The organism is Flavobacterium okayamense (assembly GCF_019702945.1).
GTDB classification, from domain to species: domain Bacteria; phylum Bacteroidota; class Bacteroidia; order Flavobacteriales; family Flavobacteriaceae; genus Flavobacterium; species Flavobacterium okayamense.
The window spans coordinates 1,426,202-1,451,641 of record NZ_AP024749.1; the positions used below are offsets into that span (position 1 = coordinate 1,426,202).

Below are 25,440 nucleotides of genomic sequence, written 5' to 3' on the forward strand. Positions count from 1 at the left end.
ATAAACGTTTACAAAAATATACTTTTTAGAGTTTTATGCAAATTTATTTACATAAAAAATAAATTTTGTCTATAAAAAAAGTCGTACATTTTTGTACGACTTTTTAAGTGTTTTTTGTAAAAATTGACTAAAATACAGACTTAAACGTTTTAATAGTTCCATCTTCTAAAGTTACATTTATAATTATGCCGCTTTGAGATTTATTAATTTCATCAATTGTTAAGTTGTTAGTATTTAAGTCTTTTTTATTTAATAGTATTCTTCCAATTAAATCAAAAATAACTACATCTTTAATTTTTAAATTACTTGAATTAACATTTATAAATTCATTAGTAAATACATAAACCGAATTATTTACTTCAAATGAATCATTTCCAAGAGCATTAGTTGTATAACGAATCTTAAACCTTGTGTTGTTTCTTCCTGTATTTGAAGTAAAAGTATAAGGAGCTGATTTTAAATCGTGAATAATACCAAGTTCTACATCTTCTAAATAAATATCTTGACCTGCTTCAAATAGTCCATCGATATTTGAAATCGCAATAGTGTATATACCATTTTGTGGAACAACTACACCAATTGAAATAATGTCATTAGTATTAAAAGGTAAGCTTCTTCCTTGGATAGCATAAGTTTCATTTTCAATAAGTGAATACAATTCAAAAGTAGCTTTTTCTCTTCCAGATATTGCGTCGTACTTGTTGTCATATTCATCAGATGCATCGGTTGCGTAACCTACAAGAATGTCGCTAGAACTACCTGAAGGCGCTATTAGTTTTAACCAAATTCTATGTTTCTCAATACTTTCAATACTACTGTTTTTGAAAAATTGGTAATTAGCATAAGTATTTGAACGCATTGTATTATTAAATACAGCATTTTCAGTAGTGGCTCCCGAATCATTCATAAGTGTGAAGAATCCTTGTCCAGCGCCAATATATCCTAAATAACCAAATTGAGTTCCTCCTAATGCATTGTATGTTAAATAATCAGCAACACTATAATTAAGTTGAAAATCTTGATAAAATGGATCAGCAGTCGCTCCAGAAGGATCGATACCATGTGTCCATAATTTTACAAATTGATTTAAATTAGCACTATTTGCTGTTAAGAATGCATCGGCACTTATTGCTGAAGGATACGGGTTTCCTAATAAATTCCAGTTGTCATCATCATTCGTTACTAAAGTGGCAGTAGGTCCAGCATAAGGAGCGCCTGTGTAGGTACTTCTAGAAATAGGTATACTAATATCACCATTATTTGGTACTCCTGTAAATGTAGTCATACCTGCTAACCCTCTTTTAATATAACCTTTTCCTGTTGTCATAGCTCCACTCGCCGCTGCCCAATTACCAAAATTACCTGCATATGTCCCTCCGTTATTTACAGTTGGAATCCACTGGTATCTAAAAGCACTTGTCGAAGGAGTAACATTATTAATACTGAAACCTGCTACGGGTGTAGACCAATATACATAATCTAGATTACTATCTGTAAAAGCAAATCTATCCATGTTAATGTTACCTGTGTTTGCAACATTATCAATTTGAATTAAACTAGCAGTGTTACCAACATTGAAAGTTCCTAATGCACCTACTTCAATAAAATTTTGAATTGTTAAAGTATTTCCAGTAACTAAATTTAATACACCATCATCTTTTACTTGTAAAGTTTTTCCATATGCATCATAACTACCTACATTAATATTTGAAGGATTTGTTGCAGTAACATCTGGAATGATTACACAAGTATTTATGTCTGGTACGCCAACAGGTAGCCAGTTATTTGGATCGCTCCAATCTGAACTATTTGTTCCTTTCCATACACTAGTTTTGTTATTAATAGATACGTTTTGACTTACCGAACAGCCATTAGATAAAATTGCAGTTGCTGTAAAACTGTAAGTAGGATTTTCTAACTGAGATAAATTTGGTCTAATGTATACCGTAACAATAGGTGTTCCTGATACATAAGGAATGGTACATGCTGCATCTTGGAATGCATCAACTGGAGCTCCAGCTGTCCAGTCAAAAGCAGTATTTAATGGGACATTTCCATATAGTTGGAAATTATCAATAGCTAAGCCATCACACCATTCTGCATAGTAACGAATTCTAACTCTAAAGTTTGGTTGGTTAATGTATGCGCTTAAATCGTAAGTTTTGTTTACAAAACGTGTTCCGTAACCTTGGTCAGTTGTATATCTGTCAATCTCAGTCCATGCAGCACCTCCATTTGTTGAAACGTCTACAGTTATATATTCTAATGCTGTATTTGTTCCATCTACATAATATCTAGAATGGAAAATATCAAAAGATAATGTTAAATCTAAATAAGTACTTGTATCAACAACTGGAGATAATATTGCATTATGAGTAGTTACTGCTCCAACGTCTGATGTAGCCATTGCAAAATTATTTCCACTTAAACCTGATGCAATTGCAGGATACCAAGTCTGTTGCGCCGGTACGAATGTACTCGTTTGAGTTTGCCATTGCGTTAATGCATCTGTAGGAGCTCCATTTGTTACAATGTTTTGGTTTGACATCACTCCAAGTCCAGATTCAAAATCTTCATCAATCAAGTAAGTTTCTTGAACATCTCCAGATGCTGTAAGAGAAAGTACATTGTTTTCTCCACATACTTCAGGTACAGAAGGGGTGAATGTTATTGTTGCAACTGGGTTTACATGAGCAGTAACTTTTGTTCTTACGTGAGATTCACATCCATTAAAACAAGTTACCCAATAATCAGTTGTTACTCCAATTGAAGGAGTAGTCCAACTACCAGTTGCAGTTGTTGCTAATGGTGTACCGCCCGTTTCATTTGCATACCATCTATATTCTGAAGGTCCTCCAGAGCCTACTGCTGATAAATTAACTGTTCCTGGTCCACAAGTTACACCATCAGTCACATCAGTTATTACCGCATTACAACTAGCAATGACTGTGAATAAATAATCTTCAGTTTCACCATAGTAAGCAACATTTGTTGTACATGAATCCCAGCCAAAACCTGCATCTGTACCCATGAAAGCGGCATTTCTTCCACTCATTCTTAAACGAACTCTATAGTTTCCAGGTGGTGTAGCAGGAGGTATTACAAAACCAAATGTTGTTGATGATTGAGCAATACCACCTACATCATAAACTGCTTCACCTGCATCTGCAAAATCACCATCTTTATTCCAGTCGACCCAAGCCTTATAATATCCAGAAGCAACAGTTTCAAAATAAATATTAACTCCTTCCCCTTGTGCTTGAATGCTTTTAGTAGCTAAACCAGTAAAATCTTCATAACCATAAGGAGCAGTAGTGTCATACGAACTTGGGTTGTCAACATCTTGTAGTGTACCTACAAAACTAATTCTTCTGATGTAGTTTGTAGGAGGATAATAGGTGTTGCTTATGCTTGGAGTGCAATAATTAGCGACAAGAGTTGTAGTGTTTCCAGTTAGTGGACCAGTGGTTAAATACAAAGGCCCTCCTGTACAAGCAGAGTTAAATGAATATATAAAAAAGTAATAAGTTGTTAATGGAGTTAATCCAGTTGCGGTAAAAGCGGTATTAGTGTCGTTGTCTACAACTGTATTACCAGCGCCTAAAGTTGCACCGATTGCATAACTAGTACCATTTACTGGATTAGTTGGTGGTGTTCCAGTTGTGTTTATTACTACTAAATAATTATCAGCAGCTGGAACTGCAGCTGTAAAACTTCCTGAGATTGTGTTTCCTGTTGGAGTAAGAATCAAGGCTGTTGGTTGTGCTGTTGGAGCTACACAAGGTAGGGGTGCATAAACATTAACTGTGTAGTCTTCAGCTTGTCCAAATGTATTTGTTACACAAGGACCTGTAACATACGCATTGAAGTTTTTTATTATACGCATTCTCGTATTTCCGATAACTGCTGTTGCTGGCACAGCGATGTTCGATGTTAATGTTACAGCATCAATACCTGTTGAGTTTACAATAGACCCAAGGTCATAAATTTCATTTGCGTTGTTGCCAAAAACTCCATTTTGATCCCAATCAAAGTAAGCTCTTATGAAGTTGGTGTAATTACCATTTGTATTGCCTTTTATTGAAATTGGATTAACAGCTGAACCTTGCATAACAGATGCTATGCTACAAAAACTTTCCAATGCAGGTGTTCCGTTAACCGTATTTGAAGTGGTATTGTTAATGCCTGCAAAAGTTACATTAGTAATTGGTTCTACAGTAGTAAAGTTAGGATTGCAGTACGTGTTTAAAGAAGAAGTGTATGTAATTCTTATTTCTCCATTTCCACCATTACCTCCTGAATGATTTGTATTGTCAGGTAAATAAGCGCCGCCGCCGCCGCCGCCAGGAGCTGTTCCATTATTTCCGTTACCTTCTGTTAATCGTGCCGCACCTCCTGCGCCACCTGCATTCGCTCCATTTCCGCCTGCACCGCCTGTAAGGATTGTGCCATTGCCTCCATTAGCTCCAGCAATTAGTGTTGTTCCAAAACTAGCTGCAGTAGAACCGGTTCCTCCGGCAACAGTACCTCCGTTAGGAGCTGCACCGCCTTGTCCGCCTTGAGCATAAACTGTTGTTACAGTACCAAACCATGACGCTTGGCCACTTGCTCCTGCAGAATTTGCTCCTGTGCCACCAGCTCCAACAGTTAAATTGTAAATAGTTCCTGGAGTTACAGTTAAAACTGAAGAGGCATAAGACCCACCAGCGCCGCCGCCGCCGCCGCGAGAGTTATTCGCTGTGGTTCCACCACCAGCGCCACCAGCGCCCCATGCTTGCACAGTGATGGAAGTTACATCACAAGGAACTGTAAAGGTGTAATTTCCGGGAGTAGTTACTGTTGTTGTAGTTTGTGAATGTAAATCTTCACAAGTGAAAAAAAATGTTAAGATTACAAAAAAATGAAAAATTAATTTTTTTTGATTTTTGGTTAAAACAGTAAGTAAGTAATTTTTTATCATATCTTAAATGATTTAATGATTTTTGAAATAAAAAATTAATCTTTTCTAGGTTAGATTTAGATTATTACAGTAAAAATAATAATTTTTATGAATATATGTTAATAAATGCTAAATATTTTTTTAGCACTTATTTTGCAATTGTTTACAATGCTTGATTTTTAGGAGAATCGTTTAATTTTCAAAACCTTACGAAATTAAATTATAACAATTTTATATAAAATTGTTATAAAATTTAAGTATACGTTGATGATTAAAAAATGCTTGTTAAAAAAAATGTAAAATTATTCTTTGAAAATTTTGTTTCAAATAAGTTTTTTATCATATATTTGAAAATTAAACGCTTTAAATCACGTGGTTATGAAAAAAGCATTACTCTTATCTATTAGTTTATTTTTTGCTTCTCAAGTAGAAGCGCAGATGTATGTGAGTCCAAGCAGCTATGTTTACGTAAATGATCAATTCGTTTATGTAACACAAGATGTTAATTTGGATAATAACGGTAATTTTTATCTAAGAAATCAATCTCAATTGTTGCAGGGTACAAGTGCGGCAGGAGCTAATTCAGGCTTAGGGAATCTATCTGTTTATCAAGAAGGAACAACGAATAACTTTCAATATAATTATTGGTGTTCTCCGGTAGGCGTGCCTGCTGCGGGTGCAGGTAATTCGAATTTTGGTATAACAAGGTTATTTAGGCCATCTGTAGCTGATAAGGTAACAAGTACAGCTGCTTCAATTGTTTCTTCATATGACGGTGTTGCGACAAACTCATCTTTATCTATTTCAAATCAATGGATTTGGAAGTACACTGCGCAGAATGTATATGCTCCAGGAGGTGGTGGATGGGTTTATGTTGGTTCAGGTTCAACAGTTTTGCCTGGTCAAGGATTCACTATGAAAGGAACAAGTGGTAGTGATAATTTAGTTTCTGATAGTAATGAAGGAATACAAAATAATGTTGGAAGTGCTCAGCGTTATGATTTTAGAGGTAAACCTTATGATGGAAATATGTCTGCTACTGTTTCTAATGTTAATGGCGCAAATTACATTAATTTAACTCTAGTCGGAAATCCTTACCCTTCAGCGATAAATTTAAATTATTACTTGTTAGAAAATAGTGGTTACATTGTTAACCCTTCAACTGGTGCGGTAAGTGGGACTGGTGCAGGAGCTCAAATAGATAATACAGCATATTTTTGGGAACATGATAAGTCTGCAAATACTCATCTTGTAGGAGGATATGTTGGAGGGTATGGAACTTATGTCCCTAATATGACTAATATTGCAAACAATGGAACTTATGTTGCTGCTCCAATGAATACTTATTCTGCTGATGGAGAATCTCAAACAGGGAGTACTGCAGGGAGTAATGTTTTTGAAAGACAGTTTACTCCAGTAGGTCAAGGTTTCATGGTTCATGGTGCTGTTCCTGCTGGAACTGTAACGGTAAGAAACAGATATAGAGTTTTTGTTAAAGAAGGTGTGATTAATAACTCACAATTTGAAAGAAATTCTCAAGTAGAGTTAAGTGATGAATATTGGGGAGAAATTCCAAATGTTGCAGGTACTGATTATACGAAAATTAAGAAGAATGGTTTTGATCCAAACTTTAAAATTCATACTAGAATTAATGATGAAGTAATTTACGAGGATGCTTTAGTTTTTGGAGATATTGCTGAGGAAAATTTTGATTACTTTGATGCGTTGTGTGCTTATGCGAATGCTTCAAAAGTTGCTTACTTAACAACACCTGATGGTGCTGAAAAATTAGTAATTTCTTCACAGCCTTTCAATATAGATAGTAAATTTCCTTTAACTTTTGTTACAAACGAACAATCTACATTCAAAGTTAAAGTTAGTGATTATTCTCAATTTGATTTAGCTGAGAACATTTATTTACATGACAAAGAGACGGGTATTTATTACGATATAAAAAATAGTGAATATAGTGCAAACTTTCAAGCTGGAAATTATTCAAACAGATTTGAAATTACTTTCAAAAATTTAGCTGTTGATTTAAGTAATGAAAATGCTATAGTTGCTGATTCTTTCCAAGTATTCCAAAATAATGGATCAGGAATGTTAACTGTATTTAACTCAATGAATAAAGATGTTTTAGAACTATCTTTGTATGATGTTACTGGTAAATTAGTGATTTCTAAAGCTAATTTAGGGAAAGGTCAAACAATTGAAGTTTCAACTGCTGGTTTAAGTGATGGTGTTTACATTGTTAAATTAAATACAAGAGATAATTTTTCAGTTGATAAAAAAGTTCAAATCGCAAGATAATTTTTTAAATTAGATATTATTAATCCCGGCTTGTAGTCGGGATTTTTTTATTTTTAATCATGAATCAAAGAGTCGATATAGATTTTTCCAATAACATTGAACTTAGTATTAAAAGAGAAGATTTATTACACCCTTTTATTTCAGGAAATAAGTTTAGAAAGTTAAAGTACAATTTAAAAGAAGCAAAGCAACTTCGCTTAAAAACTTTGGTGACTTTTGGGGGAGCTTTTTCAAATCATATCCTTGCAACTGCCTCAGCTGGTAAGGAATATGGTTTTGAAACGATTGGTATTATTCGTGGTAATGAATTAGAAAATAATTATTGTAAAAATCCAACTTTAGTTAAGGCTGAAGAGTTTGGAATGAAATTTTATTTTGTAGATAGAGAATCATATCGCTTAAAAGATAAAAGTGATTTTTTTTTAAATTTAAAAAATGAATTAAATGATTTTTATTTGGTTCCTGAAGGAGGAACAAATGATTTAGCTATAAAAGGTTGTGAAGAAATTCTTTTAGAAGAAGATAAGCAATTTGATTTTGTTTGTTGCGCTGTTGGTACAGGAGGAACAATTACTGGTTTAATTAATAGTTCACGTGAAAATCAAAAAATAATTGGATTTCCTGCATTAAAAGGAGATTTTTTATTTAATGATATTCGTAAATTTGCAAAGAAAGCCAATTGGGATTTAAATTTAAATTATCACTTCAGTGGATATGGTAAAGTAAATTCTGAATTGATAGCTTTTTTAAACGATTTTTACAATAAAACAAATATTCCTTTAGACCCTATATATACAGGTAAAATGATGTTTGGGGTTGTCGAATTGATTAATAAAGGATATTTTCCCGAAGATTCTAAAATACTTGTAATTCATACAGGTGGCTTACAAGGATTAAAAGGAATTAATAATATGTTAAAAGAAAAGAATAGCGAATTTTTGATTTATGAAGAATAAAATTTTAATTGGAGTATTATCTATTTTAATTTACAGTTGTGGTTCTACAAATAAGGTTCGAACTACAACTCAAAAAAAGGATCCTAGGAAAGTAAATAAGACTGAGACTGTAGTTGAAAAACCTCAAGCTCAAGTAAAAACTGAAGTTCCTAAAAAGGAAGAAAGTCTTGAAGCTACTTCAAATGTTACTACAACTGCTACTACAGTTTATGATTATATAAACCAGTTTAAAGAGGTTGCAAAAGGTAATATGAAAGATTATAAAATTCCTGCAAGTATTACATTGGCGCAAGGAATATTAGAATCTGGAGCTGGTAAAGGAAGATTATGTTTAGAAGCAAATAATCATTTCGGTATTAAATGTCATACTGGATGGACTGGGCCAAGTATAACACATGATGATGATGCTTTACAGGAATGTTTTAGAAAATATTCTGATCCTGCAGATTCCTATAGAGATCATTCTAAATTTTTAACTTCTAGAAGTCGTTATAATGATTTGTTTCAACTAGATATTTTAGATTATAAAGGATGGGCAAATGGGTTGAAAAAAGCTGGTTATGCTACGGATCCAAAGTACCCTTCTAAATTAATAGGAATTATAGAAAGATATCAATTGTTTATTTATGATCATGAAGTAGTTGCTCCAAATCAGGTAAAATCAAAAGTTGAAGAAACGGTTGCTGAGATTGAATTGTTGGAAAGTAAGAATTCAAATAAAGCAGAAGTCTATGTTGTTCAAAAAGGAGATACTCTTTATTCTTTATCAAAGCGATTTAATACAACTGTTGAAAATATAAAAGAAGTTAATAATTTAAAAGATAATTCATTGTCTATTGGACAAGAAATTAAAATAAAATAATGGAATACAAAAGAAGCAGTGCTCTTTTTGCTGAAGCTAGTAAAGTAATTCCTGGAGGTGTTAACTCTCCAGTTAGAGCATTTAAAGGGGTAGGAGGAACGCCAATATTTGTTAAAGAAGCCAAAGGTGCTTATTTATTTGATGAAGATGGCAATAAGTATATAGATTATATAAACTCTTGGGGACCAATGATTTTAGGTCACGCTTACGAACCTGTTGTAAATGCAGTGATTGAAAGAGCTAAAAAAGGAACTTCATTTGGTACACCAACAGAATTAGAAACTAAAATTGCAGAATTGGCAGTTTCTATGGTTCCTAATATTGATAAAATTCGTTTTGTAAATTCAGGAACAGAAGCGTGTATGAGTGCAATACGATTGGCTAGAGGTTATACAAAACGAGATAAAATAATAAAATTTTCAGGGTGTTATCATGGGCATTCTGATTCGTTCTTAATTGCTGCTGGAAGTGGTTTAAGTACATTTGGTGTGCCAAATAGTCCAGGTGTTACACAAGGTACTGCTAAAGATACTTTATTGGCTCGATTTAATGATATTGATAATGTAAAATCAATTTTCGAAGCGAATAAAAATGAAATCGCAGCGATTATTGTGGAACCTGTGCCAGGTAATATGGGCTGTATTCCTCCAAAAAGCGGTTTTTTAAACGAATTAAGAGAGGTTTGTATAGCAAATGAAACTCTGTTAATATTTGATGAAGTTATGACGGGATTTCGTCTTGCTAAAGGTGGAGTCCAAGAATTATATGGAGTAGAGGCGGATTTAGTGTGTTTTGGAAAAGTAATTGGAGGAGGACTTCCTGTAGGAGCATTTGCTGGTAAGGAAGAAATAATGGATTATTTAGCTCCCTTAGGTCCTGTATACCAAGCAGGTACTTTATCTGGAAATCCTTTGGCTATGGCTGCAGGATATGAAATGTTGAAAGCATTAAATGCTGATGTTGAAATATATAATAGATTAGAAGAAAAGACTGCTTATTTAGAAAAAGGTATTCGAAATGTTTTGACTAAAAACAATGTGTTGTATACTGTAAATAGAGTAGGTTCAATGATCTCAATTCATTTTGATAAAAATCCTGTGATTGATTTCGATACAGCTAAAAACGGAGATAATCAACAGTTTAAAGATTTCTTTCACAACTTGTTAAAGGAAGGGATTTATATTGCTCCATCAGCTTACGAAACTTGGTTTATTACTGATGCATTGAGTTATGAAGATTTAGATAAGACTATACTTGCAATTGATAAGGTGACACAAAATTAAAACTATAAAAAAATCCCGATTAAATCGGGATTTTTATTTTATTAACCTTTTTGAAACTCGTTAAATAAGCTTTTATTAGATTGAAGTTTTTTAAATTCTTGTGAAGATAAAGTTCCTTCAAGTTTTTTTGTGAATTTGTTGATTATCAATTGCCTTCTTTCTTCAATTAAATTGGGTTCATTGCTAATCATTGTATTTTTGTGTTCAATAATTTCAAAAACAGCTTTTGTTTTTTCATTATCAAGGTTTAAATAATCTTTAATTTTTATCGCTAAAGTTTTAGCTTGAGATTGAGAATTGTTTTCAGAAGATATCTCTTGAGCAGAACTTGTAAAAGAGATGCCTAAAACAAAAACAAAAAGTGCAATAATTTTTTTCATTGTGTTATCATTTGTTTAAACATCAAATCTAATTTAAAAAAATTAGTTGTACAAATTTTTTAACGCTTATCTCTGTGTTCCATCATTCTCTCTTTTCGCTCTTTCATTTTCTCTTCTCTCTTCTCTTGCTTTTCTTCCCATTTTTTCATTTGTTCTTCAGAAAGAATTGACTTAAATTTTTTCTTCATCTCAATTTGATTATCTAATCGTTCATTTTGCATTTTTAAACGTTCTTCTTTAGATAGTTTTTCGCCACTTTCTTTGCGTTTTTTCATTTCAACAGACTTTGCTTCTCTTATTTTTGCATTTTCCATTAAAATGGTTTTAATTTCCTTTTGTTGTTTTTCAGAAAGATCTAAATCTAGTGTCATTTTTTTTACTTGAAGCTCAGTTTGCTCTTCAGTAGATAAATCATTATGCTTCATTCTTTTCCCTTGTGCAAATACAGTCATCCCAACTGTTAATAATGCTAATACGAATACTTTTTTCATTTTATTTAACTTTATTGTTTAGATATTTATTTAAGGAAAAGGTTTAATTAGAATAGTTAAATAAAATAAAAAAGGAATGCGAGCGCATTCCTTTTTAAAATCTATAATTATTTAATTAATTCAAAATCACTGTTTTAGAATCACCTTCAACTATTACTTTAGTAAGGTTTTGCTTTCCTAATTCTTTCATTGCAGCATCCCATTTTTTTCCACTTAATCCCGTTTTTTCTTTTAACTGAGCTAATGGTTGATTGTCTTCTGCTTTTAAAAGCTCGATAATGATTTTTGCATCATCACTAATGGCTAATGGTTTTGCTTCTGGTTTCATTTGCGGGAAGAATAAAACTTCTTGGATTGATTGATTATTCGTTAAAAACATTATTAATCTATCCATTCCAATTCCTAACCCAGAAGTTGGTGGCATTCCGTACTCTAAAGCTCTCAAGAAATCTTGGTCAATAAACATAGCTTCATCATCACCTCTTTCAGAAAGTGCTAATTGAGCTTCAAATCTTTCTCTTTGGTCAATTGGGTCATTTAATTCAGAATAGGCATTAGCTATTTCTTTTCCACAAACCATTAATTCAAAACGTTCAGTCAAGTCTGGATTGTCTCTGTGTTCTTTACATAAAGGAGACATCTCTTTTGGGTAATCAGTAATAAATGTAGGTTGGATAAAATTTCCTTCACATTTTGCTCCAAAAATCTCATCAATTAACTTTCCTTTACCCATAGTATCATCAACTTCTATTCCCATTGATTTTGCAGCGTCATATAATTCTGCTTCTGTTTTACCAGTGATGTCAAATCCAGTAAATTGTTTTATAGCATCCGTCATCGTTACACGAGCATAAGGAGCTTTGAAGTTTACTTTATGTTCTCCAAAAGTAGCCTCTGTAGTTCCATTTACTTGTAAAGCACAATATTCCAAAAGGTTTTCGGTAAATTCCATCATCCAGTTGTAGTCTTTGTAAGCTACATAAATTTCCATTGCTGTAAATTCTGGATTATGCGTTCTATCCATTCCTTCGTTACGAAAATTTTTAGAAAACTCGTAAACACCATCAAAACCACCTACAATTAGGCGTTTTAAATATAATTCATTTGCAATTCTCATGTATAGTGGAATATTTAATGAATTATGATGTGTAATAAATGGTCTTGCAGACGCGCCACCAGGGATAGATTGTAGTATAGGTGTTTCAACTTCCATATAACCTTTCTCGTTGAAGAAAGTTCGCATAGCGTTGAATAATTTAGTTCTTTTTACAAAAACATCTTTTACTTGCGGATTTACAACTAAATCTACATAGCGCATTCTATAACGTAATTCAGGATCAGTAAATGCGTCAAAGACATGTCCTTCTTCATCAGTTTTTGGTAATGGAAGCGGACGCAATACTTTACTTAATAAAGAAAAGTTAGTTACACGAATACATTTTGCCCCAACTTGAGTTGTGAAAAGTTCTCCTTCTATGCCCAAAAAATCGCCTAAATCGACTAATTTTCTAAAAACTGTATTATACAAGGTCTTATCTTCACCTTCACAAATTACATCACGGTTGAAGTATAATTGAATTCTTCCTTCACTATCTTGTAATTCAGCAAAAGCTGCTTTTCCTTGATCGCGAACACTCATTAATCGTCCAGCAACTGTTGTTTTTTTACCTTCAGCGAAATTTTCCTTTATTTGTTTTGATGTGTGGTTAACAGGATACAAATTGGCAGGATAAGGATTAATACCAAGTTCTCTCAACTTGGTTAATTTTTCTCTTCTAATAATTTCTTGTTCTGAAAGTTGCATACTTTTATATTTTAAGCGTGCAAAGATAAAATTTTTGTTTCAAGTTTAAAAGATGAAATGTTTAAAAGTTCAGAAGGTTTAAAAGTTGTAAAGATTGTATATTTGTGAAAAATTAAAAACATGAAATCAGTAAAATATATAGTCTTATTGTTGAACTTTTTTTTGTTAGCAAGTTGTACTATTACAGAAAGTTTGGTTATGAATGAAGATGGTTCTGGTAAATATGCTTTTGAAATTGATGCGTCTCAATTAATGGCAATGGGAGGAAAGAGTCAATTTTCAAAAAAAGATTCCGATAAAGAAAGTAAAGATATTGATAGTATAGTTTCTTTTAAACAAATGTTTGCAGAAAAACAAGATAGTATTTCTCAACTTCCAAAAGAAGAGCAAGAACGATTAAAAAAGTTGGAAAATTTCAAAATGCATTTATTGGTTAATGAAAAATCTGAAAAGATTAACTATTCTTTATTTACTGACTTTAATTCTATTTCTGAATTAGATAATCTAATGTCGCCATTAAAAAGTTTAACAACTTTTGGAGGTTCTCAAGATAAGATGATTTCTGATATGACTGAAGCTTCAGCTGGAACTAATGCAATACAGCAATTTTTTTATGATGGAAAGGTTTTTAAGAAAAAACTTATTGCTGATAAAAAAATGGAATTTAAGAAAAAAGAAAATTTAGAGGGAGATGAATTAGGAAATCAAATAAATGAATCGATGGAAATGCTGTTTGCTCAATCTAATTTTAAAGTAAAATATACTTTTCCTAAATCAGTAAAAAAAGTTAAAAGTGATTATAACGTAATGTATAGTGAGGATAGAAAAACTATAATTATTGAAGTTCCTTTTAAGGATTATATGGAGAATGTTGAAAAGTCGAATCTAGAAGTTGAGTTTAAATAATGAAACAGAATAAAAAAGTTTATCTACAAGATTTAGGAAATAAAGATTATAAAGAAACTTGGGATTTTCAAGAAAATATATTTGCTAAAGTTGTTGAGCAAAAAAAGCAAAAGAGGGAAAACTCAAACATTGAAACATCAAATTATTTTTTATTTGTAGAGCATCCACATGTTTATACTTTGGGTAAAAGTGGTGATGTGTCTAATCTTTTATTAAACGAAAAACAGCTTCAAGATAAAGGGGCGACATTTTATAAGATAAATAGAGGTGGAGATATTACTTATCACGGACCAGGACAAATTGTGGGTTATCCTATTTTAGATTTAGAGAATTTTTTTACAGATATTCATAAATATCTTAGATTACTTGAGGAGACAATTATTCTAACATTAGCCGAGTATGGTCTTAAAGGAACTCGTAGTGAAGGGGAAACAGGAGTTTGGTTAGATGTAGGTACACCTTTTGCAAGAAAAGTTTGTGCTATGGGTGTGCGAGCAAGTCGCTGGGTAACTATGCATGGGTTTGCTTTAAATGTAAATGCCGATTTAGGTTATTTTGATAATATTATTCCTTGTGGAATTAGAGGTAAAGGGGTTACTTCACTTCATGTTGAATTAGGAAAAGAAATCGATGTAGAAGAAGTGAAACAAAAAATTCTAAAACACTTTACAAATCTTTTTGAAGCTACTCTTTTATTAGGTTAAATATCAAAATTAAGTTCAAGTTGTTCTGGTAAAAGTTTAAAGCTTTTTCTGTGATATGGACTTGGTCCATATTTTGCAATTGCTTCACGATGCTCTTTTGTGGGGTAGCCTTTGTTTTTTTTCCAGTAATACATAGGATATTCTTCATGAATTTTATCCATGTAATCGTCACGATATGTTTTGGCTAATACAGATGCCGCTGCGATACTTAAGTATTTTGCATCACCTTTTATAATGCTTTTGTTTGGAATGTCTTTCAAATAATCAATTTCTTCTTGAGTAAATATTTTTCCAAGTGAATTTTTAATTTCTAATTTTCTAAAAATGGGTCTATTTCCGTCTACAATTATAAATTCAGGTTTCTTAGAAAGCTTTAAAATACTTTCTTGCATGGCTTTCATGGATGCATTTAAAATATTTATTTCATCAATTTCATTACTATATATGTGTGTAAATGCAAAGCAAACTGCTTTGTCTTCAATTTCAGGACGAATTTGAAATCTTTTTTTTTCTGAAAGTTGCTTAGAATCATTTAAAGTGCTGTTAGAAAAAGATTCAGGTAGGATAATAGCAGCTGCGGTTACTGGGCCTGCAAGGCAACCTCTACCGGCTTCGTCAGTACCGCATTCTAAAAATAAGTCGCTATAACTTTTAATTAACATAATTCTTTTTTGACAAAAGTATATTTTTTGACGCAACCTATTAATAAAATTAACATCTTTTAAAAGAGAATATTTCGTAAAAAGCAATTATTTGGCCAAAACTTTAACATAAATAAATTAGTAATATTCCGAAGTATTATTTGTTTATTTAAGAAATTATTAAGAAGTTTGCGGAATAACTAACTCAAATAAATTTAATATGAGATCAAAGTTTAAATGGATTTTTACGCTTTTAGTGGCGTTGACAATGCAGTTTTCCTTTGCGCAAGAGAAAACTGTTACGGGTGTTGTGTCTGATGAGATAGGCCCAATTGCTGGTGCTAACGTTGTTGTTAAAGGTACAACTCGTGGTACTACTACAGATTTTGATGGTAACTTTACTATTAGCGCTGCTCAAGGAGATGTTTTAGTTTTCTCTTATGTAGGGTATGCTAATGCTGAAGTTGCTATAACTGCTGCTAGCACTTATGAAGTTAAGATGTCGGCAACTCAATTAGAAGAAGTTGTGGTAACAGCTTTAGGTATTAAACGTAAAGTTGATGCGGTTACTTCATCTAATCAAGTGGTGAAAGGTGAAGAAATCACTCAAGCTGCTAACCCTAACGTTGTTCAGTCATTAACTGGTAAAGTATCTGGTTTAACTATCAATACTACTAATAATGGTGTTAATGCGACAACTCGTATTGTTTTACGTGGTAACAGATCTATTTCTGGTAACAACCAAGCTTTAGTTGTTATTGATAACGTAATTTCAACTGCTGGTACTTTACAATCGTTGGCTCCTGAGTTAATTGAGTCAACTAACATTTTAAAAGGTGCTCAAGGGGCGGCTCTTTATGGTGAGCAAGGTGTGAACGGTGTTATTATTGTTACTACTAAAAGAGGTAGTAAAGGTGATAAGTTAAAAGTATCGTTAAACTCATCTGTTGACTTTGAAACTATCAGTTTTATTGCTCAAAGACAAGAGCGTTATGGTCAAGGTTGGAATGGTACTCACGTTTCTTATGAAAACGGAGGATGGGGTGCTGAAATGGATGGTGTTGTTCGTCCAGTTGGTTTAGCGCAAGCTGATGGGTCTTATATTATGGCTCCATATTCACCAATTGAAGATAATATTAAAGAGTTTTTTGAAACTGGTACAGTTTTTCAAAATGGTGTTTCATTATCAGCAGGTAATGTTGAGAACGGGTATTTTACTTTATCAGCTAATAAACAAAGTACAAACTTTGTTGTAGATGGTGATAACTTGGTGAGAAATTCATTCTTATTTAGAGCAGGTAAAAAATTTGGTAAATGGACAATAGATGGTAATGCGACTTATATTACTCAAAAAGCCGAAACTACATCTTCAAATTTATTTACAGACTTATTACAGACAGCGACTAATATTCCAATCGAAAGATTTGAAAATTCTGGACAAGATGGTCACTGGACTTCATATTATAACAATCCTTATTGGTTAAGAGATAATGTTAGAAATACTAACAGAAGTGATCAATTTAGAGGTATTGCTACTTTAAATTATGAATTAAACAAAAATATCAATTTTAACTACACAGCTGGTATTACTACTGTGGCGTCTAACGGATTGTCATATACTAATGGTTTTGTTGATCAGTTACAAGTTGGTGGTGGTAACCATACTGTAGTTTCTTCTTTTGATTCATCTAACTCAAATAGTAGAAGTTTTTATGGTGACTTTATGGTTAACTTTGATTATAAGTTAACTGATAAATTAAGATTTGCTGCTAATATTGGAAACAATATGCAGGATAGTTACTCACAATCTACGTCTGTTGGTGGTGATAATTTAACTATTCCTGGTTTATATAATATTTCTAATATTACTGGAGATCCAAGAAGAAGTAATTCTTTCTTTAGAACAAGACGTATGTCGTTGTTCGCAAATTTAGATTTTGCATTAGGTAAAGGTGATGAGTATTCTGAGTTTTTATTCTTAAACTTAACAGCTCGTAATGACTGGGATTCAAGATTTAAAGGTTTTGAAAAAGACAATTATTTCTACCCATCAGTTGGTTTGTCATTTATTCCTACAAAAGCATTTGAAGGTTTAAAATCAGATAAATTTAACTATTGGAAATTAGCGTTAAGTGGTGTAAGAGTAGGTAATGCTTCTATTTTAGGTGCTTATCAATCAGAATTAGCTTATTTCACTGCTTCTGGTTATCCATTTGGGGATTTGAACTCATTTACGCCTGATACAACTCCTACTAATCCTGAGTTAACTCCGGAGTTTATGACTACTTTAGAAGCTACAACAAGTTTAGGTTTCTTTAAAGATAGATTAACTTTAGATGCTTCAGTTTTCCAAACTACTACTACTGATTTAATTACTAATCAGCAATTGTCTGCTGGTACTGGTTTAGTATCTCAGTTAACAAATATTGGAGAGTTAACAAATAAAGGTTTTGAAATTGATTTAGGGTTTACTCCAATCAAAACTGATAATTGGAAATGGGAAAACAGATTGTCTTACTACAGTGCAAAAACTACAGTAGATAAGGTTTCTGATCAAGCAAGTGAAATTCCATTAGTAAACTTTACAGGTTCTGGTGTTGGTATCTTTGCTACTGAAGGTGAAGAATTTCCTTTAATTAAAGGTATTGGTTATGCTAGAGATGATCAAGGAAGAGTTTTAATTGATCCGGTTTCTGGAAATCCAGTTAGAACTGATGAATATATAGTTTTAGGTAAATCTACGCCAGATTACATTATTAACTACAATACTTCAGTAGAATACAAAGGATTTAGATTAGCTGCTGTAATGGATTATAGAACTGGTCACCAATTCTGGGCTGGTACTAAAGATTGGTTATCTTGGTCAGGTCATTTATACGAGTCTGCAATTAATGGAAGAAGTGGATTTATTTTTCCTAATTCAGCAATTGAAACATCTCCAGGTGTTTACACTGCTAATACTTCTGTTGTTACAGGTGGTAATTCTTATACTTCATACTTAAACTATTTCTCTAACGAGTATAGAGCTGTTACTGAAAATATGGTATTAGATGCTACTGCATTTAAAGTAAGAGAGTTGTCATTAAGCTATTCATTTAACCCTGAGTTAATTAAGAAAACTGGTTTGACTTCTTTACGTTTAGGTATCAATGCGAGAAATCCTTTTATTGTATTACCTAAAGAAAACAGAGGTTATCATGATCCAGAGCAATCAAGATCATCAGGTAACGATCAAGGTTTAGCTGTTACTGGTCAATACCCAGCAACAAGAACTTTTGGATTCGCACTTAATGCTTCATTCTAAAAAATAAATTAATATGAAAAAAATAAAATATTTAATTCCAGCTTTAGCATTAGCATTTTTTTCTTGTGATAACTATTTAGATATCAATGAGAATCCTAATGCTGCAACGGCAAGTCAGGTAACACCTAATTTAACGCTTTCAGCTGTACAAACTGCATCTTATTCACCTCTAGTTAGAAGAATGAATGAGATTGGTAATGTATTTATGAATAACTGGGGGCCTAATGTTAATTCATTTACAGGGGGTTATGCTGAAGAGTTTGGTATCACTATGAGTGCAAATTTCTATGAAGATATTTGGAATAGTGTTTACAGAAATACAGGTGAATATTCTAATATAATCAATTTTAATTCAAGTGATTATGATCATCATAAAGCAATTGCTAAAATTATGAAGTCATTTTACTTTCAATATTTAGTTGACTTGTATGGCGATATTCCTTATTTTGGTGCTCACCAAGGTACTGCAAATCCATTTCCTACTTATGATGATGATCAAGCAATTTATAGAGATTTAATTGTACAATTAGATGAGGCGATTGCAATGATAGATAATGCTCCTTCTACTACTGTTGCAGTGGGTGCAGAGGATGTTATGTTAGGTGGAGATATGATTACTTGGAAAAGATTCGCAAACACTTTAAAATTGAGAATTTTATTAAGAGAGGCTACATTAGCTGAAACAGATGCTGCTTCTGCAACTTATTTAAATGATCAATTTGCATTGTTAGATAATGATTTTATTGTTCAAGATGTAACTATAAACCCAGGTTATTCTAACGCAAAAGATTCTCAGCAAAATCCTTGGATAAACTTAATGTGGGAATTAAATTTAGATACTAATGGTAATAGAGTATTAAGAAATACTTACCGTTTTAGAAGAGCTTCTAAATTTATTGCTGATCAGTTAAACGCATTGCCACCAGATCCAAGAAAGAACAGATTATTTGCAACATCACCTGCAACAACTGGTCCAGTAGTTGGTGTTGAGCAGGGTTCTGCAACAGCATCTACAGATATTTCTGCTTTTGGTCCAGGCTTAATGGTGGAGCATAGTCAAGACGGTTATGTAATGTTAGCAGCAGAGTCTTATTTGTTACAAGCTGAAGCTGTAGAAAGAGGTTATATTGCTGGTAATGCACAAGCTTTGTTTGACATGGCTATTCAAGCTTCTTGCGATATGTTAGGTGTGTCTTCAGGTGATGCAGCTACTTATATTGCATCAGTTAATGGACAAGATGGTAAAGGTTATGCTGCAAGTACAAATAAAATTCAAGCAATTATGTACCAAAAATCTATTGCTTTAAATAGTATTAATGGTGCTGAGATTTGGATTGAATATACTCGTACAGGTTTTATTAATAACATTCCTATGCCTTTAGGTGCAACTTCTCCTACTGGTCAAAAGCCTATGCGTTTAATGTATCCAACGTCAGAATTGGCGAGTAATTCTGCAAACGTACCTTCGCAATCTGCTAATGATTCGTTTACAACTGCGCCATTCTGGAAAAACTAACTAAAAAAATATAATTATGAAAAAGCTTTTAATTTTAGCATTATCAGCAGCTACTATAATCAGTTGTACAGATGATGATATTAGAACAGAACATCAATTAGATTCTGGTCCAAAAGTAGTTGGATTTAATACAAACATTCAAACAGTTTCTTATTTTGAAGATTTAGGAACTATTGATAGAGAGTTTCCAATTAATTTAATTGGTAATGGTAATGGTCAATTTTCAGAAACTGATATAGTAGTTGAGTATGAAGTTGACTTGGTTCAAAGTACTGCTGTTGAAGGTGTTGAATTTGATTTTATTGATACTTCAGGTACTATGACAATTCCGGCGGGTTCGTCTTTTGGTATGTTTCCTTTAGCAGTTCACACTGGAAACTTTGATCCATTACAAAAGACGGAGTTAATCGTTAAATTAACTTCTTCTACTGCTGGTTCAACAGTTGCAGGTCAAGTTAAATACAATACATTAAGAATTGTATTTGTTGGATGTTTATCTAACATAGTTTCTTCTATGGCTGGTTCTGATAGTTTTACATGTACAATTGTTAGAGATGATGGTGGTACTTGGTTGCGTACAAATGAGATTGTTGAGTTAGTTGATATTAACACTTATAAAACTACAACGACAGGAGGATGGGCAGCAGGTACTATTGCACCTGATCAAGGTTATAACTTTATGGATATATGTGGTGATATTTCAGTTGCTAATCAAGGTTTATGTCAAGGTTACTATTCAAACGAAGTATATGGTTTAACAGACGACGGAACTGATGGAACTGTTGTAGATTTCTCAACTGGTGATGATTTTGAAATTACTTATGAGATTACGTTTGCAGCTGGTAATAGACAATATACTAATACTTACGTTAGAAACTAAAAACTATATTTATGAAAAAAATTAAATTATTAAATTTTGCATTTTTCGCATTATTAGGAGCTTTAGTTTCTTGTAATGACGATGAGGATGCTACTACACAAAGAACAGTTAAGCCTGTTATTACTGCTGGTATAGTTGATTTTACGCTTACTGAAGGTGAAACAGTTACTATAAATTTAACAACTGACAAGGCATATCAAGAAGATATGGATATGAAACTTGAATTAGTTGGAGGTACTGGTTCATTTAGAGATTATGTTTCATCAGGAGATGAGACTATTATTGATGATGGATATGGAGTAATTGGTCACAAAATCACTTTTCCTGCATACACTACTTCAATGTCATTTGATATCTCTGCATTAATTGATTTATATGCTGAAGGTACTGAAGTATTTGAGTTTAGATTATATAGTATGGGTAATTCAAATGGTGTTGTTAGTCCAGCTTCAGAGATGATTACCTTGACTGTTAATGACTTTGTTTCTGATAATGTAGGTATTCAATTAGAGTGGGGACAAACTACAGCAGATGCTTTTGGTACCTTACATGATGGTGAATATCTTGGTGTTGATGATGAAATGCACCCATTCACTGATTGGGATTTCGATTTTTGGATTGAAAATTCTTCTGGAGCTGTTGTAGATGGTTTTGCTGCAGCAACGGGAAATCACCCAGAAATGTCAATGTTATCTGCAAGTGCACCTGATGATGACTATTATGTTTATGTTGATTTATGGTCAGCTGGTGAAGATCCTGTTGAAAGATTTGATCACGATTTAAAAATAAACATTGGTAAATATGGTACATGGTTTACTACTGTCAACATACCAACTTCTAGTGATGATGTGTTTTCTGACTATGTGATTGGTATTACTAAATCTGGTACTACTTATACAGTTTTTGATGCTTATGATCCAGGTACTATTTTTGCTTCTGGAAGATCTGTTAAAAGAACAAGAATAGAAAAGAATAAATTTTTATAATTTATTAACCCTCTCAATTGAGAGGGTTTTTTTATAACTAAATTCTCATTACATTTGCCAATATCAAAAAATGTAATGAGAATTTTTTTTCTTTTGTTTTTTCTTTCTTTGAATCTTTTTTCTCAAAAGAGAGAATTAGATGCTAATAGTGAAAATAATCCTCAACAGTTTCAAAGTTTTCAAGATACAACCAAAGCTTTTAAAGGCAGAGCTGTTGATGATAAAATAAAGCCACCAATTGATCTTTATAAAATTTATACTTTAACTAAGGATACTACTTACATTGATACAACTTTAAGTATTCAAAAAGAATATAAATATAATTTACTTCGTAAAGATATTTTTGGACTTCAGCCTTTTGCAAATGAAGGTCACACCTATAATACTTTAGACTTTAATTTTAATGTTAAATCTACTTTTCCGAAAATGGGATTCACTGCTAAACATTTTAATTATCTTGAAGTTAATGATATTAAGTATTATCAAGTTCCAACACCATTAACAGATTTGTATTTTAAAACAGTTATGGAACAAGGGCAATCACTTGATGCATTTTTAACTGTAAATACAAAACCAAATTTAAATTTTTCTATAGCTTACAAAGGCTTAAGGTCTATTGGAAAATATATTAACAATATTTCAAGTTCTGGTAACTTCAGGTTTACAACAAGTTATTTTACAAAAGATAAAAGATATTTCGTTAATGCACATTTTACAGGTCAAGATATTTCAAATCAAGAGAATGGTGGTATTACAGACGTCTCTCTTTTTGAGACAAGTGAAACTCCTTTTGATGAAAGAGATCGTTTAGAGGTGTATTTTACAAATTCAACATCATTACTTAAAGGTAATCGTTTTCTTGTTGATCATAGTTTTAAGCTTAGTAAAAATAACCCTAACAGTTTAATGTTATACCATCAGTTTAACCATGAATATAAGTTTTTTCAATATACACAACCTACATTAAGTGATCGTTTTGGAACAGCATTTACTGGTAGTGTAAATAATAAAACGAGGTATAATCATTTGTATAATAAAATTGGAGTTGGATTTACGACTCAAAAGTATGGAGACATAATTGCCTATTTGGAAAACAATACTTATAATTATTTTTACAATAATGTGATTTATGATAATTTGGGTAATGTAGCGGTGCCTAATGCAATAAATGATAGATTAACAATTTTTGGTGCAAATTATAATTATAATTTGAATAAAGTTAAGCTATTTTTAAACGTTTCAAATGCTATTACTGATCAATCTATCTCAAATATTGAAGCCATTGCTAAATACAAGATAAGTGATGATTATCAGTTTGAATTCAAATATCAAAAATTAAATACATTACCTAACTTAAACTATACGCTTTATCAAAGTGATTATGTTTCTTACAATTGGTTTAATAATTTCAAGAATGAAAAACGAAATCAGTTACAAGCAAAAGCAAATACTAAATGGTTAAATCTTGAAGTTAATTATACGGTTTTAGATGATTATTTGTTTTTTTATAATATAGCAGAGGATATCGATAATTTACAGGTTAAGCCATTTCAATACGATCAAACAATTAACCATTTATCTGTGAAAGCTAAGAAAGAATTTAAATTTTGGAAATTAGCATTAGATAACACTATTTTATATCAAAATGTTACACAATCTAATGATGTATTAAATGTGCCTCAAATCGTTACTAGAAATTCGTTGTATTTTTCAGAACATGTATTCAAAAAAGCTATGTTTATACAAACGGGTATAACATTCAATTATTTTACAGAATATTACATGAATGATTACAATCCGCTAATTGGAGAGTTTTATGTTCAAAATCAGACTAAAATTGGAGGTTTCCCCATGTTAGATTTTTTTATAAATGCAAAAGTTAGACAAACCAGAATATTCTTAAAAGCGGAACATTTTAACTCAGCTTGGACAGGTTATGATTATTACTCGGCGCCAAATTATCCTTACAGAGATTTTATTGTTCGTTTTGGTCTGGTTTGGAATTTCTTTAAATAAATCATTTTTTCAAATATTTAAAATTGATTTAAAATGAATTTGTTTGGAATACTTTAATATATAAAATAGCTTTGTATAATATTTAATTGAAATGAAGTACGCAAAAAACATACTTGAAACTATTGGAAATACGCCACTAGTTAAGATAAATAAATTAACTCAAGAAGTTGACGCTTTAGTTTTAGCTAAAGTTGAGACTTTTAACCCAGGAAATTCTGTAAAAGATAGAATGGCATTGAAGATGATTGAAGATGCTGAAGCAGATGGACGTTTAAAACCCGGAGGGACTATTATTGAAGGAACTTCTGGAAATACAGGAATGGGATTAGCATTAGCCGCTATTGTTAAAGGATACAAATTAGTTTGTGTTATTTCTGATAAACAATCTAAGGAAAAAATGGACATTTTGAGAGCTGTAGGTGCAAAAGTAGTTGTTTGTCCAACAGACGTTGAGCCAGATGATCCTCGTTCTTATTATTCAGTTTCTAAAAGATTGGCCACTGAAACGCCTAATTCTTGGTATGTAAATCAATATGACAATCCTAGTAACTCAATAGCTCATTACGAGCAAACTGGACCAGAAATTTGGGAACAAACAGAAGGTAAAATTACTCATTTTGTTGTCGGTGTAGGAACAGGTGGAACCATTTCTGGTGTGGCGAAATATTTGAAAGAGAAGAATCCAAATATTAAGATTTGGGGAATAGATACATATGGTTCTGTTTTTAAAAAATATCACGAAACAGGTATTTTTGATGAGAATGAAATTTATTCATACATAACAGAAGGTATTGGTGAAGATATTTTACCTAAAAATGTTGATTTTTCACTTATTGATGGTTTTACTAAAGTAACTGATAAAGATGCTGCCGTTTATACAAGAAAATTAGCTTTAGAAGAAGGTATTTTTGTAGGTAATTCTGCTGGTGCAGCAATTAAAGGTTTATTGCAATTAAAAGAGCATTTTAAGCCTGAAGATGTTGTGGTTGTTTTGTTTCACGATTCAGGAAGCCGTTATGTGGGTAAAATGTTTAATGATGATTGGATGCGTGAGCGAGGTTTCTTAGAGGAAGAAATTACTAAGGCAGAAGACTTAATTAAAGAACATATTGATAAACCATTGGTAATTGTTCGTACAGAGGAGTTAGTTTCTCATGCAATTGAAAGAATGAGAAAATATAAAATTTCTCAAATCCCCGTTATAGATGTAAATGGTTTTGTAGGTTCTGTTGATGAATCAGATTTATTTCAAAGTTACATTTCTGATAAGAATACAGCAGATAAACCTATTAGAGAAGTAATGGGAGAGCCATTTCCAATAGTTAAATTAGGAACTCCAATTGAAGAAGTTTCAAAATTAATTACCAAAGAAAATCAAGCAGTATTGATTGATTTAGGAGATGGAAAGCATCATATCATTACAAAACACGATATTATAAATTCTATTAAATAATAAAAAAAG

The 25,440-nt window shown here is 32.0% G+C and carries 17 protein-coding genes; 12 read left to right on the plus strand and 5 right to left on the minus strand.

Going from position 1 to position 25,440, the window contains the following annotated elements; all coding sequences use genetic code 11:
* Positions 1-127: 127 nt before the first annotated feature.
* Complete coding sequence (locus KK2020170_RS06545) at positions 128-4,960, minus strand: GEVED domain-containing protein (protein WP_221257535.1); 4,833 nt, start codon at positions 4,958-4,960, stop codon at positions 128-130.
* A gap of 357 nt (positions 4,961-5,317) precedes the next feature.
* Between KK2020170_RS06545 and KK2020170_RS06550 the strand changes: the two genes are divergently transcribed.
* Genes KK2020170_RS06550 through hemL form a run of 4 tightly spaced genes read left to right on the plus strand, consistent with a single transcriptional unit; the run spans position 5,318 to position 10,350 of the window.
* Positions 5,318-7,249 (plus strand): T9SS type A sorting domain-containing protein, encoded by a 1,932-nt coding sequence (locus KK2020170_RS06550; RefSeq protein WP_221257536.1) that lies wholly within the window; start codon positions 5,318-5,320, stop codon positions 7,247-7,249.
* Between the two features lie 59 nt (positions 7,250-7,308).
* Positions 7,309-8,205 (plus strand): 1-aminocyclopropane-1-carboxylate deaminase/D-cysteine desulfhydrase, encoded by an 897-nt coding sequence (locus KK2020170_RS06555; protein ID WP_221257537.1) that lies wholly within the window; start codon positions 7,309-7,311, stop codon positions 8,203-8,205.
* On the plus strand, positions 8,195-9,067 hold the full coding sequence (locus KK2020170_RS06560; RefSeq protein ID WP_221257538.1) for a glucosaminidase domain-containing protein: 873 nt from the start codon (positions 8,195-8,197) through the stop codon (positions 9,065-9,067). Before KK2020170_RS06555 ends, KK2020170_RS06560 begins: the two co-directional genes overlap by 11 nt.
* Complete coding sequence (gene hemL / locus KK2020170_RS06565) at positions 9,067-10,350, plus strand: glutamate-1-semialdehyde 2,1-aminomutase (RefSeq protein WP_221257539.1); 1,284 nt, start codon at positions 9,067-9,069, stop codon at positions 10,348-10,350. Before KK2020170_RS06560 ends, hemL begins: the two co-directional genes overlap by 1 nt.
* Before the next feature lie 41 nt (positions 10,351-10,391).
* On the opposite strand, the gene KK2020170_RS06570 is transcribed toward hemL, so the two are convergent.
* The 3 genes from KK2020170_RS06570 to lysS form a co-directional block, all read right to left on the minus strand.
* A complete protein-coding gene (locus tag KK2020170_RS06570) occupies positions 10,392-10,730 on the minus strand; it encodes a hypothetical protein (RefSeq protein WP_221257540.1) in 339 nt (112 codons plus the stop codon).
* A 59-nt stretch (positions 10,731-10,789) separates the two neighbouring features.
* Positions 10,790-11,221 carry a DUF4890 domain-containing protein gene (locus KK2020170_RS06575; RefSeq protein WP_221257541.1) on the minus strand — a complete coding sequence of 144 codons (432 nt, stop codon included), beginning with the start codon at positions 11,219-11,221 and terminating at the stop codon, positions 10,790-10,792.
* A gap of 115 nt (positions 11,222-11,336) precedes the next feature.
* Positions 11,337-13,025 carry a lysine--tRNA ligase gene (lysS, locus tag KK2020170_RS06580; protein WP_221257542.1) on the minus strand — a complete coding sequence of 563 codons (1,689 nt, stop codon included), beginning with the start codon at positions 13,023-13,025 and terminating at the stop codon, positions 11,337-11,339.
* A gap of 120 nt (positions 13,026-13,145) precedes the next feature.
* Here lysS and KK2020170_RS06585 point away from each other — a divergent pair, with 120 nt between their 5' ends.
* Both KK2020170_RS06585 and lipB read left to right on the plus strand, forming a co-directional pair.
* Positions 13,146-13,931 (plus strand): hypothetical protein, encoded by a 786-nt coding sequence (locus tag KK2020170_RS06585; RefSeq protein ID WP_221257543.1) that lies wholly within the window; start codon positions 13,146-13,148, stop codon positions 13,929-13,931.
* A complete protein-coding gene (gene lipB / locus KK2020170_RS06590) occupies positions 13,931-14,635 on the plus strand; it encodes a lipoyl(octanoyl) transferase LipB (protein ID WP_221257544.1) in 705 nt (234 codons plus the stop codon). The genes KK2020170_RS06585 and lipB overlap by 1 nt, the downstream gene beginning before the upstream one ends.
* On the opposite strand, the gene rnhB is transcribed toward lipB, so the two are convergent.
* Positions 14,632-15,297: a ribonuclease HII gene (gene rnhB / locus KK2020170_RS06595; RefSeq protein ID WP_221257545.1), complete on the minus strand. Its 666-nt coding sequence runs from the start codon at positions 15,295-15,297 to the stop codon at positions 14,632-14,634. The two genes, lipB and rnhB, sit on opposite strands and share 4 nt — an antisense overlap.
* A gap of 199 nt (positions 15,298-15,496) precedes the next feature.
* Here rnhB and KK2020170_RS06600 point away from each other — a divergent pair, with 199 nt between their 5' ends.
* From KK2020170_RS06600 to KK2020170_RS06625, 6 genes are all read left to right on the plus strand, one after another.
* Positions 15,497-18,580, plus strand: coding sequence for a SusC/RagA family TonB-linked outer membrane protein (locus KK2020170_RS06600; RefSeq protein WP_221257546.1), 3,084 nt, complete (start codon positions 15,497-15,499; stop codon positions 18,578-18,580).
* Between the two features lie 13 nt (positions 18,581-18,593).
* Positions 18,594-20,096 carry a SusD/RagB family nutrient-binding outer membrane lipoprotein gene (locus tag KK2020170_RS06605; RefSeq protein ID WP_221257547.1) on the plus strand — a complete coding sequence of 501 codons (1,503 nt, stop codon included), beginning with the start codon at positions 18,594-18,596 and terminating at the stop codon, positions 20,094-20,096.
* A 16-nt stretch (positions 20,097-20,112) separates the two neighbouring features.
* Positions 20,113-20,976 (plus strand): hypothetical protein, encoded by an 864-nt coding sequence (locus KK2020170_RS06610; RefSeq protein WP_221257548.1) that lies wholly within the window; start codon positions 20,113-20,115, stop codon positions 20,974-20,976.
* 11 nt (positions 20,977-20,987) lie between these two features.
* Positions 20,988-21,962 (plus strand): hypothetical protein, encoded by a 975-nt coding sequence (locus KK2020170_RS06615; protein ID WP_221257549.1) that lies wholly within the window; start codon positions 20,988-20,990, stop codon positions 21,960-21,962.
* A 75-nt stretch (positions 21,963-22,037) separates the two neighbouring features.
* On the plus strand, positions 22,038-23,978 hold the full coding sequence (locus KK2020170_RS06620) for a putative porin (protein WP_221257550.1): 1,941 nt from the start codon (positions 22,038-22,040) through the stop codon (positions 23,976-23,978).
* Between the two features lie 91 nt (positions 23,979-24,069).
* Positions 24,070-25,431, plus strand: a complete 1,362-nt coding sequence (locus KK2020170_RS06625) for a pyridoxal-phosphate dependent enzyme (RefSeq protein WP_221257551.1) — start codon at positions 24,070-24,072, stop codon at positions 25,429-25,431.
* Positions 25,432-25,440: the final 9 nt, after the last annotated feature.